Here is a 12,591-nt window from a genome sequence, read left to right as displayed (position 1 = left end):
CGTTCGATTGTTTCAAGTTCCAGGTGCTGGTAACCCGAACCCTGAACCTATTTATGCTGACATACCAAAACACGCGATAAGCTAACCCCATGTACCCCGAAACCCTGACTTCTGCCGTCGCCATCGGCTCGCTGGTGGCAATGGTTCTGACGACCGGCGCGACCGCCCAAACCAGCAATTATCCTTCCATCGGCACCATTATCCGCAACGATCCGCAACTGGATAAACTCATTCCCAAAGATGCCCGCATCGAAGTGCTGGCCTCCGGCTTTGTCTGGTCTGAAGGTCCTATCTGGATCAAAAACGGTAATTACCTGCTGTTCTCCGACGTACCGCAGAATACCATCTTTAAATGGTCGGAGAAAGATGGTCTCACTCAATTCCTGAAACCTTCCGGCTATACCGGGGCGGGCGAGTATGGCGACGAACCGGGAAGCAATGGGCTTACCCTCGACCGGCAGGGGCGGCTCATTGCCTGCGAGCACGGTGACCGGCGGGTATCGGCCATGCCGCTGTCGGGCGGAGGCAAACGAACCCTGGCTGACAATTACCAGGGCAAGCGCTTCAACAGCCCCAACGATGTAGTGGTCCATTCCAGCGGCAGCTACTACTTTACCGATCCACCGTACGGCTTGCCCGGCAAGGAAAAAGACCCGACGCGGGAGACAGACCTTTTTGGAGTGTACCGGATTGCGCCTAACGGTACCGTGTCGCTGCTCATCAACGACCTGACCCGCCCGAACGGCATTGCGTTCTCGCCTGACGAAAAAACGCTGTACATCGCGCAATCTGACCCACAGCGGCCCGTCATCATGGCGTATCCGGTGCAGACAGATGGCTCGGTGGGGAAGGGCCGGGTGTTGTTTGATGCCGCTCCGCTCCTGAAGCAGAACCTGAAGGGCCTGCCCGACGGCCTGAAAACCGACCGCGACGGCAACGTCTGGAGTACCGGACCGGGCGGTGTGCTGGTGATTTCTCCGGCCGGAAAACTGCTTGGTCGCATTGAAACCGGTGAGGCTACCGCCAACTGCGCCTGGGGCGACGATGGCTCCACGCTTTACCTGACCGCCGATATGTACCTTTGCCGGATTCGCACCACCGCCAGGGGGAATTGGTAGCTCTGCCAAAGGCACTTACCGTAGCTTCCTGCGCAAACATTGCCTTCCGGTCGTCGGTTTACTATGCAGAAAACCCGTTGTGCATCGTTATTAGAGGGGACGTCGTTGTTCAACCAAAAAATAATTTGGTAAGACATCCGGCTCGCTTGCTGAATGCCGCCTAACGGCGTTAACTTTGTAGGATAAGAGTTGAATTGTGAAGCCTGGCTTACGGAAAATTGATACATGTTTGAGAATCGAAAATATATCATCATCGGCGTCTTCTGCCTCGTCGGATTGGTATATCTGACTCGTCTGTTTTATCTCCAGATCTTAGATGATAGCTATTCGCTGGAGTCGTCGAGTAACTCGATCAAGCGGGTTATTGAAGTACCCGTTCGGGGGCAGATTTACGACCGAAACGGCAAATTGATCGTTTACAACACGCCCGTATATGACCTGTACGTGACTCCGCGTCAGGTCAAGATACCCGATACGCTGGCGTTTTGCCGGTTGATGGGTATTACGACCAATGAGTTTGACAGCTTAATGAACCTGGCCAAGGCGTACTCTTCTGTAAAGCCTTCGCTGTTTATGCGGCAGTTGTCCAAAGAAGATTTCGCCCGTATTCAGGATGCGCTGGTCGACTACCGCGGCTTTGAGCCGGCGACGAGTTCGATGCGTACGTATCCCGCCCGTACGCTGGCCAACGCACTGGGCTACGTGAGTGAGATCACCAAAAAACAGCTCGACAATCAGGAGACGATGTATTACCGGCAGGGAGACTACATCGGGCACAACGGCCTGGAGGAGCAGTATGAGGAGCAACTGCGCGGTAAGCGGGGCGTCCGGTACATCATGCAGAACGTACGTGGGGTATTCAAAGGCTCCTGGAAAGACGGGGAATACGATACGTTGTCGGTGCCGGGTCAGAACCTTTATACCGGTATTGACATTGAGGTACAGCAGTATGCCGACAGTCTGATGCAGAACAAGGTGGGTAGCGTGGTGGCCATTGAACCTTCAACCGGCCAGATTCTGGTGTCGGTATCGGCACCTACCTACGACCCGAATATTCTGTCGAGTCGCTATTTTTCAAAGAACTACATTAAACTAATCCGGAATCCCTATAAGCCGCTGATCAACCGGCCGGTAATGGCCAGTTACCGCCCAGGCTCAACATTTAAGCTTATCCAGGCCCTGGTGGCCCAGCAGCAGGGAACACTGTTTCCCAACACGGTTTACTCGCACGCGGGTGCTCCGGTAAAATGCCACGGTCACCCCGGATCGGTGAACCTGTACGGTGCGGTTCAGTACTCCTGCAACCCCTACTTTTACCATGTGTTCCGGCGTCTGATGTATAACAACTCCGAAACGAATACCTTTAAGGCATCGGCGGCCGGCCTGGAGTACTGGCATGATATGGTGCAGAAATTTGGTATCGGTGAACGTCTTGGGGTAGACCTTCCCAGCGAATTAAAAGGTAAATTGCCCGATGTTGAGTACTACGATAAGGTTTACGGTACCCGACGCTGGAAGTTCTCGACCGTATACTCCCTCAGTATCGGCGAAGGCGAATTGCTGATCAGTCCGCTCAAGATGGCCAATGTAGCGGCTATCATTGCGAACCGGGGCTATTATTATCCTCCGCACTACATCAAAGGGTTTAACAAACCGGGGCAGGGGGTTCCTGAACAGTATCGCGAACGGCAGGAGACCGGCATCAATCCCAAGTATTTCGAGCCGGTGATCGTTGGGATGCGGGCGGCCGTAACCAACGGAACCGTGATGCGGATGGCTAACCTGCCGGACGTAGAGCTTTGCGGCAAGACCGGTACCTCGCAGAATAAGAAAGGGGAGGACCACTCGATTTTTATCGGTTTCGCTCCGGCGCATAACCCCAAGATCGCCATCGCCGTATTTGTCGAAAATGCAGGCTGGGGTGGGGTGGCGGCTGCTTCGGTGGCGGCCCTGGTGACTGAGCGCTACCTGAAGCGCCGGACCGATGCCAAAGAACTGGAGAAGTTCATTACGGAGAAAAACTATATGCCTGCGGTGGTGACTTCTCCACCCAAGCCCGTAGTGCCGCCTAAAAAGAAAGACACGACCCGGAAAGACAGTACGCGCAAGCCGATGCTGGCCAAAATGGCCATGGTAACACCGCAGGGTTCGGCCGGTAATTAACCCACTCATTCATAACAAGAGAAAGAATCCTGCCGACTAGGGGCAGCGGTTTAGAGTAGCATGTATCGTAACGATGAAATAACGCGCAACATTGACTGGATGACCGTCATCCTGTACATGGCCTGCGTGATGATGGGCTGGCTCAACGTCTTTGCGGCTGTGTACAGTCCGGAAGACCATACCAGTATCTTTGACTTTTCGAACAATGCCGGGAAGCAGTTGATGTGGATCGGGACCAGTGTGATCCTGATCATCTGTATCCTGGTGATTCACCACCGCTTCTACGACTCGTTTGCCTATATTTTTTATGGGATCATGATCCTGCTGCTGCTGCTGGTACTGGTGGCGGGTACCAATATCAACGGGTCCCGGTCCTGGTTTAAGTTCGGGGCCGTGTCGATTCAGCCGGCCGAATTTGCCAAAGTAGCGACTAGCCTGGCGCTGGCCCGGTTTCTGGACGCGCCCGGTATTAACCTGACCAAGCGGAAAGACCTGATGTATATTGCCGGAATCATTGGGTTGCCGGCTATGCTGATCATTGCGTCCAACGAAACGGGTTCCACACTGGTGTTCGCTTCGTTTGTGATCATGCTGTACCGCGAGGGGTTACCTGGTTTTATTCCAGCCATTGGAATTGCGGCTGCTGCGCTGTTGATTCTGTCGCTGATCGTGCCCAAACTCTACATCTTTCTGGCCATTGCCGTGCTGGCACTGATCGTTATCTGGATGTTACCCCGGTACAACCGGACGCCCACCAACATCCTGTCCATCAGTTTGATAGGGCTAATTATGATGGGTGTGGTTACCGGCGTCGATTTTTTTGTCAACGATGTCCTGCAAAAGCACCAGCGTAACCGGATTAAGGTTCTAATCGACCCCAATATTGATCCACTGGGAGTAGGTTGGAACGTGACCCAGGCCAAAATCGCCATTGGGTCCGGCCGGCTTCACGGCAAAGGCTTTCTGGAAGGAACCCAGACCAAATTTGACTTCGTACCCGAACAGAGCACCGACTTTATCTTCTGTACCATTGGCGAGGAACACGGCTTTGTGGGCAGTGCCATCGTCGTTGCCATCTTCATCGGATTATTGTGCCGGCTCATCTTCCTGGCGGAGCGACAACGAAGTAAGTTCTCCAGGGTATACGGCTATTGCGTAGCCGGCATTATCTTCTTTCACGTCATGGTCAATATCGGCATGACTATCGGGATCATGCCGGTCATTGGTATTCCGCTGCCGTTCTTCAGCTATGGAGGGTCGTCGCTGTGGTCGTTCACCATTCTGCTGTTTATCTTTCTGAAGCTCGACTCACGCCGGACCAGCATGTTTGCCAGGGGGTAGTGCACCTTAAAGAAACGCCCAGAATAGCAGCGCCCAGCCGATAATCAGCAACACGCCCCCGATGGGCGTAATGGCTCCGAACACAGTAATACCAGAAAAGCACAGGATGTACAGCGACCCGGAGAAGATGATAACTCCTGCCAGAAACAGGTAGCCCGCGATCGTTAGCAGACGAACGGCCGCCGGATTATTGCCCAGCAACTGAATGAGGATACCTACAGCCAGCAGGGCCAGCGCGTGGTAAAACTGGTACTTAACGGCCGTTTCGTACGTATCGGCCCGGCCCGAAGCCGCCAGGGTAGCCCGCAGGGCATGCGCCCCAAATGCGCCAAGCGCTACGCCCAGCAGACCCAGCGCTGCGCCGGATTGGATGAAGAGTTTGATCATGTTTTTTATTGTTTCAGGTTCCAGGTTTCATGTAGCAAGTTCCCAACTCCCTTTCTAACCTGGAACATGAAACATGAAATTTGGAACAGCATTAATTCCTTTCCCCAAAAATAGCACTACCCACGCGGACGAGCGTACTGCCTTCTTCGACGGCAATGCCATAATCACCACTCATGCCCATGGAGAGTTCCCGGAAGGCGACATTGGTACGCTGAATGGTGCTGAGTTTATCATATAACTGTTTAAGGCCCTGAAACTCCCGGCGAATCTGCGTTTCGTTGTCCGTGAAGGTGGCCAGTCCCATTAAACCGATGATCCGGATGTTGGAAAGGTTGTCCAGTTCCGGCACATTGAGCAGGGCTTCGGCTTCGTCGGGACTCAGGCCAAATTTTGTTTCTTCTTCGGCAATATGAATCTGCAGCAGGCAGTCGATGGTGCGGTTGTTCCTGGCCGCCTGCTTATTGATTTCCTGCAGCAGTTTCAGACTGTCGACAGAATGAATCAGGCTAACAAACGGAGCAATGTATTTAACCTTGTTGGTTTGCAGGTGGCCAATCAGGTGCCAGTCAATGTCGGCGGGCAGCAGCGGATGCTTTTCGATCATCTCCTGCACCTTATTCTCGCCGAAAGATTTGCAGCCGGCCTCGTAGGCTTCGCGCAGCATCGGGATGGGTTTTGTTTTGGTAACGGCTACCAGGCGGGCGCGTCCGTTCAACTGAGATCTGATCTGGTCAATACGTTGGGCAATGGTCATAGGCATGGAGCAGTGGGACCGTGTTGGTCAGAAATTTCATCGTTTTCTGATGGATAAATTTGAGAATTTACCGGAAATAGGTAGTTTTTGGCGCAAAATACCCGATTTGCCGGTTTAGAAGCAATAAACCAAAGCGGTTTTAAGTTTTGATTTACACCCTCTAAAGCTACACTTTTCTATGGAAGCGAATCAGGAAAGACGGAACAGCAGTCGTAACTATCTGATAGCCGCGCTGCTGATTCTGGCTGCTCTGAATGTCTTGCTGTTGTATTTTTATTACCAGGAGCGACAAACAAACAAAACCCAGGAGGCCACGATTGCCGCCAAAACCGAGGAGGTGCTGGCCACCAAAACCAAGCTAGACTCTATATCGCTCCAACTCGATGCCAAGATTGCCGAAATTCAGCGGCTGGGTGGCAATGTCGATTCATTGCTGCGGGTCAAGGAGCAGTTGGAAGTTGACAAACGGGAACTGCGAAACGTAAACGGGTTTAACCTTCGGAAATACGAACAGAAGATCCGGTCGTACGAGGGCCTGCTGGCTCAGAAAGAGCAGGAAATTGTCAGGCTGCGGGAAGAGAACAGCCTGCTGGCGCAGCAGAATGAGGTACTAAATCAGGAGAATACCGGCCTGCGTACCGAACGGCAGGCGCTCAGCGACTCAGTCAGTGTGTATTCGGTGAAAAATCGAGAGCTGTCCGAAAAAGTAACAAGGGCCTCCGCGCTCAAAGCCGAGAATGTATCCGTCAATGCCCTCAATGCCAGAGGAAAGGAGCGCGAAGGCGGAAGTTACAAGGCCCGGCGCATTGACCGGGTCAAGGTTAGTTTCCGGTTAGCCGAGAATCCGCTGACGCAGCAGAACGAAAAAGAGATTTACATGCGTATCCTCGATCCGAGTGGGGCTGTTATCTCCGACATGGCTACCGGTTCCGGCGAGTTTAATGCCGGTGGGAAAGATATGATCTATACCGCCCGGCAACGCGTTCAGTTCGACAACAGTCGCCAGGAAGTATCTTTCGTGTATGGGCGGGGTGGGCAGCGCTTCAACGAAGGCCGCCACGTTATTGAGTTGTATGCGGAAGGATTTAAGATTGGGGAAGGGGAGTTTACCGTCAAGTAGGAACTAAGACGGATTAATCGGTAGTCGCAAGCAGGCAGCCATTAGTCTCTGATAATGAAACTAATGGCTGCCTGCTTGCGACTATTGTCTTTTCTTCGTATTTTTGCACCCTAATTTTAAACCAGTTCAATAAATCATGTCTTTAAAAAGCTACGAAACGGTGTTCATTATGACTCCCGTTTTATCTGAGCAACAGATAAAGGACACCGTCGACAAGTTCCGTAAAGTGCTGACCGATCATGGTGCGGAGCTTGTTCACGAAGAGAGCATGGGCCTGCGGAAGCTGGCCTACCCGATTCAGCACAAAAATACGGGTTACTACCAACTGATTGAGTTCAATGCCCCTCCTGCACTCCTGACTGCCCTGAACACGGAGTATCTGCGCGACGAGCGCATCCTGCGTCACCTGGTGATTGCACTGGACAAGCACGCCGTTGATTACAACGAGCGGAAGCGCAAAGGTCTGGTCGGTAAGAAAAAACAAGAAAACGAGGAGGCTAAATAACCATGAGCTTACAGAACGAATCCGTCAACAAGAACGAAAACCGGAAGAAGTACTGCCGCTTCAAGCGCTCCGGTATCAAATACATTGATTATAAAGACGCTAACTTTCTGCTGAAATTGCTGAACGAGCAGGGCAAGATCCTGCCGCGCCGGATTACCGGTACCAGCCTGAAATACCAGCGGAAAGTGGCTCAGGCCGTTAAGCGTGCCCGTCATCTGGCTATCCTGCCATACGTAGGCGACTCGCTGAAATAAACAGTTTAACTGTTTCAAGTTTCAAGTTTCATGTTTGGCACCAGCTAACAACATGGAACCTGAAACATGAAACCTGAAACAGATTTAAAAAATGGATGTAATTCTCAAAACTGATATTGCCGGCCTGGGCTATAAAAATGACACTGTGACGGTGAAGCCCGGTTACGGCCGCAACTTCCTGATTCCTCAGGGATTTGCTATCATGGCGACTGATTCCAACAAGCGGATGATCGCCGAAAATATCCGTCAGGCGGCCCACAAAGCCGAGAAGATCAAGAACGACGCGCAGGCTATTGCCGACCAGATCGGCGACCTGCGGCTGACCATCCCGGCCAAAGCCGGTGAGAGCGGCAAAATCTTCGGTCGTGTAACCAACACCCAGATTGCCGATGCCCTGCGCGAGAAAGGGTTCGACATTGACCGGAAGAAAATTGCGGTTGACGATGTAAAATCGCTGGGCGAATACAAGGCTACGCTCGACCTGCACAAGGACGTAAAGCATATCCTTACGTTTGATGTGGTAGCTGAGTAATCAGACTCCTGCAACAGCGTTAAATCAGGCCGGCGCTGCTACCCAAAACGGGTGAGGCAGCGCCGGTTTTTTTGTTCAAAAAGAGGCTGGTGAACCCAAAAGTAAACGGCTGAAAACGGACCTATTTAGCCTGTTTTTTTGTTTTTACTGTATGCAGTTCACTACCGAATTTACGCCCGAAAAATTGCCGCAGCCCCTTCGGCAAACCGACGAAATTCTTACCATTGGTTCCTGCTTTGCCGACGTGATGGGACGCCACCTGGCCGACCATAAACTGAACGTGTCCATCAATCCATTCGGTACCATCTTCAACCCGGTCTCCATGGCCAAACTGCTGCTGATGGCGCTGAACGGCAACCAGCCAGACGAGAGCCTTTACGTGGAGCGGGATGGTATCTGGTTTCACTACGACTTTCACTCATCCCTTTGGGCTGATAGCCGGGACGCGCTGGCCGGTAAGTTACAGGATACCCTGTGTGCCGTAGGCGAAACACTCCGCCGGGCCGATTGGCTCTTTCTGACGTTCGGCACGGCGATGGTGTACCGCCATATCGAAACCGGGCAGGTGGTAGCGAACTGCCATAAAATGCCCGGCTCTCTGTTTGAGAAATACCTTTATAGCCTGGACCATGTGCGTGATACGCAGACGAAGGTGTTGAAGGCGCTTCGCCGGGCCAATCCGAAGCTGAACGTGCTGCTGACGGTTAGTCCGGTGCGGCATACCCGCGATACCCTTCCCATGAACCAGGTGAGCAAATCGCTGTTGCGGGTAGTCTGTCACGAACTGACTGTCTGGCATGATTTTGTCCACTACTTCCCGAGCTACGAGATTATGGTGGATGACCTCCGCGATTACCGTTTTTACGAATCCGACCTGATTCACCCGAATGCCCTAGCGCATGAGTATATCTTCCAAAAGTTTGGCGAAAGTCTCTTTGATGACGAACTTCGCGCGTTCGTTGCCGAATGGGCCGGTATCCGGAAGTCGCTGGCGCACCGGTCGCTCTACGGGCCTACCGACGCGCACCGGCGTTTTCTGACCCATCTGCTGGCTAAGCTGGAAACGTTGCGGACGAGGGTGGATGTGTCCGTCGAGATAGCCTCCGTTCGGGAACAACTGGAAGCTACCGTAGCAAATCGTCAGCCGGCAAACTAATCGGCGTTCCGTGGGGTTAGCACTATATCCGACCGTACAGTATCACTTATGTCTACCTATAAACTCACAAAAGAATCGGTTCTGCGGGCGCTCAGCCATGTGGAAGAACCGGACCTGAAAAAGGACCTGGTGTCGCTCAATATGATTAAAGATATTGAGCTGGGCATTGATCAGGTACGTTTTACCGTCGTGCTGACCACACCGGCCTGTCCGCTAAAGGAACTGATCCGGAAGCGCTGCGAAGATGCGATCCATACGCACATCGGCCCCGGCATCCAGGTGCGGGTGGATATGACCGCCGATGTGACCTCTACCCGAAACAACGCGCCGGTGCTGCCGGGCGTGAAGAACATCATTGCCGTGGCCTCCGGTAAGGGAGGGGTTGGCAAATCGACCGTAACGGCTAACCTGGCTGTGGCACTGCACCGGTCGGGCGCGAAGGTCGGTATCATTGACGCCGATATTTTTGGACCATCCATGCCGCTGATGTTTGGTGCTGAAGGGATTCAGCCGGCTGTATCGGAGGTGAATGGCCGTAATCTGTTGCAGCCCGTGCAGCAGTTTGGCGTTAAGTTGATGTCCATTGGCTTCCTGACACCGGCTGATAGCGCGGTAGTATGGCGCGGCCCGATGGCGAGCCAGGCCTTAAGACAGTTTTTCGGCGATACCAACTGGGGCGAACTGGATTACCTGCTGATCGACCTGCCGCCCGGTACCAGCGATATTCACCTGACCCTGGTGCAGACCGTGCCGGTTACCGGAGCTGTTATCGTGACGACCCCGCAGAAAGTGGCCCTGGCCGATGCCATAAAGGGGTTGGCCATGTTCCGGCAGCCGCAGATCAACGTGCCGGTGCTGGGCGTCATCGAGAATATGTCGTATTTCACACCGGCCGAACTGCCGGATTCAAAATATTATATCTTCGGCAAAGGCGGTGGACAGCAGCTGGCCGATAAGTTTAGCGTACCCCTGCTGGGGCAGATCCCGCTGGTGCAGAGCATCCGCGAAGCGGGCGATGAAGGTCGGCCGGCCGTGATTGCTGATGAGCCGGTTGCCGCCGGGGCTTTCCGGTCAGCGGCCGAAGCGCTGGCGCAGTTTGTCTCTATACGCAATGCCGAGCTCGACCAGACCAAACGCGTGGAACTTCGGGTGTAGCGATTTGGTTATGAATACCCCCGTACCTTGCTTTCTTGCATAAATAATGGTATTTTTACCACAGCGATAGTAAACAAAAGCCGACATGGAAACAGCGGTAGGTAACAGCGAACTCATTGACAGAATAGAAAAAGCCCTGAACGGTATCCGCCCGTATCTGGAAGCAGACGGCGGTAACGTAAAGGTGCTGGAAGTAACCGATGACCGTGTGGTACGGCTCGAACTGGTAGGGGCCTGTGGCTCATGTCCGATGTCGGCGATGACCTTCAAGGCGGGTCTGGAAGAGGCCGTGCTGAAGGCAGTACCCGAAGTAACAAAGGTAGAAGCCGTGAATATTACATCACCGTTCTGAGTCTGAGGTTATACGATAACGAACCCATGAAAAAAGCCGTCCCGCTCTCCTGCGGGACGGCTTTTTTCGTAGTTTGCGCCGTAACACGACTAATAGTAACACGGTGAAAGTAGGAATCTTCTTTGGTGGTCCCTCCCGGGAGCGCGAAATCTCGTTTGCCGGTGGGCGCACCGCTTACGATAATCTGGATAAATCGTTGTTTGAGCCGGTCCTGATCTTTGTCGACGGAACCGGACGTTTCCGGCTGGTAAATCCGACCATTTTACAAAGGACATCCATCCGTGAGATGCTGCCGCAGGAGTCTGGTTTTACGGTGTATGATGAATCGTTATCCGCCGATGGCTGGGGCAACGACTATCCCGAGATTAAACCCGAAGCCTTTAAGCAGCACTTTGAGGTAGCGTTTCTGGCCATGCATGGGCCCGACTGCGAAGACGGCAGCATTCAGGGTTTGTTTGAGTGGTACAAGATGCCGTATACCGGACCGGGCCTTATGGGCTCGGCCGTGGGTATCAACAAGATCCTGCAAAACGAGCTGATCGCACTGGTGAACGGGCAGCAGAAGAAAACCGCCGTCATTACCCGCGACGCCTGGCTGAATGCCGATAAAGATGCGTTTTTCTCGTCGCTGGTGGAGCATCTGGGGTTGCCCGTTGTCGTAAAGGCTCCCCATCAGGGATCGTCTATTGGCGTGGCTATTGTTCGTGACAATAACCTGAGTGCCTTCTGCCGGGCGGTGGATCAGTGTTTCTTTACGCTGACAGTAGACCCGTCGGAGTGGAACGCCTTTTCCGACGAGGAAAAACGGGATCATGCCCAGCGCATCGCCAACCTGGACGAAAGCATCGGGTATCCGGTAGTGGCCGAGCAGACCGGCGATGTCCTGCGCACTCCGCAGGCGCTGCTGGCGTTTCTGGCGGGTCACCAGCAACCCATCACGCTATCCTCCGTTCATGCCGAAGACGAGGTGCTATTTGAGGAGTTTATTACCGGCCAGGAGTTCTCGTGCGGGGTCATCCAGGACGACGAAGGCACAGCCATTGCTTTGCCGCCCACAGAAGTTTACAACGTCACCAGCTTCGACTTCAAATCGAAATACCAGTCGAATACCTCCCGCAAGCGTATACCGGTTGAGGCCAGTCTGGAGCATAACCGCAAGATTCAGCAGGCAGTGGCCGAGGTATTTACGCGCTTAGGCATCAACGTATACTCCCGCATCGACGGCTTTCTAACGCCTGACGGCCGCGTGCTGCTGCACGACCCCAACACCATTCCGGGCATGTCACCGGCCTCGCTGATCTTCAAGCAGATGGCAGAGATTGGGATGAACATCACCAACGCGCTGACGTACTTGATCCGTCAGTCATTGCGTGAGCGTATCCGTACCGGCAAGGATACCTTTCGCCTGTGGCAAATGCTCCATGACCTGGATAATCGTCTGGCGCAGCGCAAAGCCCATCCGCTACCGGAGCAGACAATCGGCTTTGGCCCTACCGACGAGAATTTCGCCGAAGCCAAAAAGGAATACAACCGTCTGGCCGCCGAGGGAAAGGTGAAGCCCGTGCTGATATACACCAAATCGAAGCTGGAATCGCACGAGCTGCCGGTCCACCTAATGTTCAAAGACACCATCGAAGACCTCGACGCTGCCCTGCACCAGCTCCGTCACCCCCTGGTACTCGAAACTGCCGAACGCGCGAGGCATATTGTGGCGCAGTATGTTTGAGTGATTGAGTGATTGAGTGATTGATCGG

The 12,591-nt window shown here is 53.5% G+C and carries 13 protein-coding genes; 11 read left to right on the top strand and 2 right to left on the bottom strand.

Going from position 1 to position 12,591, the window contains the following annotated elements:
- The first annotated feature begins 140 nt into the window (after positions 1 to 140).
- The 3 genes from ABD949_RS12035 (at position 141) to rodA (ending at position 4,622) form a co-directional block, all read left to right on the top strand.
- The gene (locus tag ABD949_RS12035; protein WP_345243951.1) at positions 141 to 1,118 is read left to right on the top strand and encodes an SMP-30/gluconolactonase/LRE family protein; all 978 of its coding nucleotides are present in this window, start codon (positions 141 to 143) and stop codon (positions 1,116 to 1,118) included.
- Positions 1,119 to 1,343: 225 nt separating this feature from the next.
- The gene (locus ABD949_RS12030) at positions 1,344 to 3,281 is read left to right on the top strand and encodes a penicillin-binding transpeptidase domain-containing protein (protein WP_345243763.1); all 1,938 of its coding nucleotides are present in this window, start codon (positions 1,344 to 1,346) and stop codon (positions 3,279 to 3,281) included.
- A gap of 60 nt (positions 3,282 to 3,341) precedes the next feature.
- Complete coding sequence (rodA, locus tag ABD949_RS12025) at positions 3,342 to 4,622, top strand: rod shape-determining protein RodA (protein ID WP_345243762.1); 1,281 nt, start codon at positions 3,342 to 3,344, stop codon at positions 4,620 to 4,622.
- 6 nt (positions 4,623 to 4,628) lie between these two features.
- Here rodA and ABD949_RS12020 read toward each other — a convergent pair whose 3' ends face one another.
- Entirely contained in the window at positions 4,629 to 5,006 is a 378-nt protein-coding gene (locus ABD949_RS12020; RefSeq protein WP_345243949.1) for a DUF423 domain-containing protein, read from the bottom strand.
- Positions 5,007 to 5,100: 94 nt separating this feature from the next.
- The gene (locus ABD949_RS12015) at positions 5,101 to 5,763 is read right to left on the bottom strand and encodes a YggS family pyridoxal phosphate-dependent enzyme (protein WP_345243947.1); all 663 of its coding nucleotides are present in this window, start codon (positions 5,761 to 5,763) and stop codon (positions 5,101 to 5,103) included.
- Between the two features lie 178 nt (positions 5,764 to 5,941).
- On the opposite strand from ABD949_RS12015, the gene ABD949_RS12010 reads away from it, so the two are divergent.
- The 8 genes from ABD949_RS12010 to ABD949_RS11975 all read left to right on the top strand — a co-directional run bounded on the left by ABD949_RS12010 (position 5,942) and on the right by ABD949_RS11975 (position 12,563).
- Positions 5,942 to 6,883, top strand: a complete 942-nt coding sequence (locus ABD949_RS12010) for a hypothetical protein (RefSeq protein ID WP_345243761.1) — start codon at positions 5,942 to 5,944, stop codon at positions 6,881 to 6,883.
- A gap of 136 nt (positions 6,884 to 7,019) precedes the next feature.
- On the top strand, positions 7,020 to 7,388 hold the full coding sequence (rpsF, locus tag ABD949_RS12005) for a 30S ribosomal protein S6 (RefSeq protein WP_345243759.1): 369 nt from the start codon (positions 7,020 to 7,022) through the stop codon (positions 7,386 to 7,388).
- Positions 7,389 to 7,390: 2 nt separating this feature from the next.
- Entirely contained in the window at positions 7,391 to 7,642 is a 252-nt protein-coding gene (rpsR, locus tag ABD949_RS12000; RefSeq protein WP_345243757.1) for a 30S ribosomal protein S18, read from the top strand.
- A 91-nt stretch (positions 7,643 to 7,733) separates the two neighbouring features.
- Positions 7,734 to 8,174, top strand: a complete 441-nt coding sequence (gene rplI / locus ABD949_RS11995) for a 50S ribosomal protein L9 (protein WP_345243755.1) — start codon at positions 7,734 to 7,736, stop codon at positions 8,172 to 8,174.
- Between the two features lie 151 nt (positions 8,175 to 8,325).
- Entirely contained in the window at positions 8,326 to 9,330 is a 1,005-nt protein-coding gene (locus ABD949_RS11990) for a GSCFA domain-containing protein (protein WP_345243753.1), read from the top strand.
- A gap of 48 nt (positions 9,331 to 9,378) precedes the next feature.
- Positions 9,379 to 10,485: an Mrp/NBP35 family ATP-binding protein gene (locus tag ABD949_RS11985; RefSeq protein ID WP_345243752.1), complete on the top strand. Its 1,107-nt coding sequence runs from the start codon at positions 9,379 to 9,381 to the stop codon at positions 10,483 to 10,485.
- Positions 10,486 to 10,570: 85 nt separating this feature from the next.
- Positions 10,571 to 10,837 (top strand): NifU family protein, encoded by a 267-nt coding sequence (locus ABD949_RS11980; protein ID WP_345243751.1) that lies wholly within the window; start codon positions 10,571 to 10,573, stop codon positions 10,835 to 10,837.
- A gap of 103 nt (positions 10,838 to 10,940) precedes the next feature.
- Positions 10,941 to 12,563 carry a D-alanine--D-alanine ligase family protein gene (locus tag ABD949_RS11975; protein ID WP_345243749.1) on the top strand — a complete coding sequence of 541 codons (1,623 nt, stop codon included), beginning with the start codon at positions 10,941 to 10,943 and terminating at the stop codon, positions 12,561 to 12,563.
- The last annotated feature ends 28 nt before the right edge of the window (positions 12,564 to 12,591 follow it).

It is taken from the genome of Nibrella saemangeumensis (assembly GCF_039541915.1).
Classification (GTDB): domain Bacteria; phylum Bacteroidota; class Bacteroidia; order Cytophagales; family Spirosomataceae; genus Nibrella; species Nibrella saemangeumensis.
This window is presented reverse-complemented; position numbering and strand designations above follow the sequence as displayed.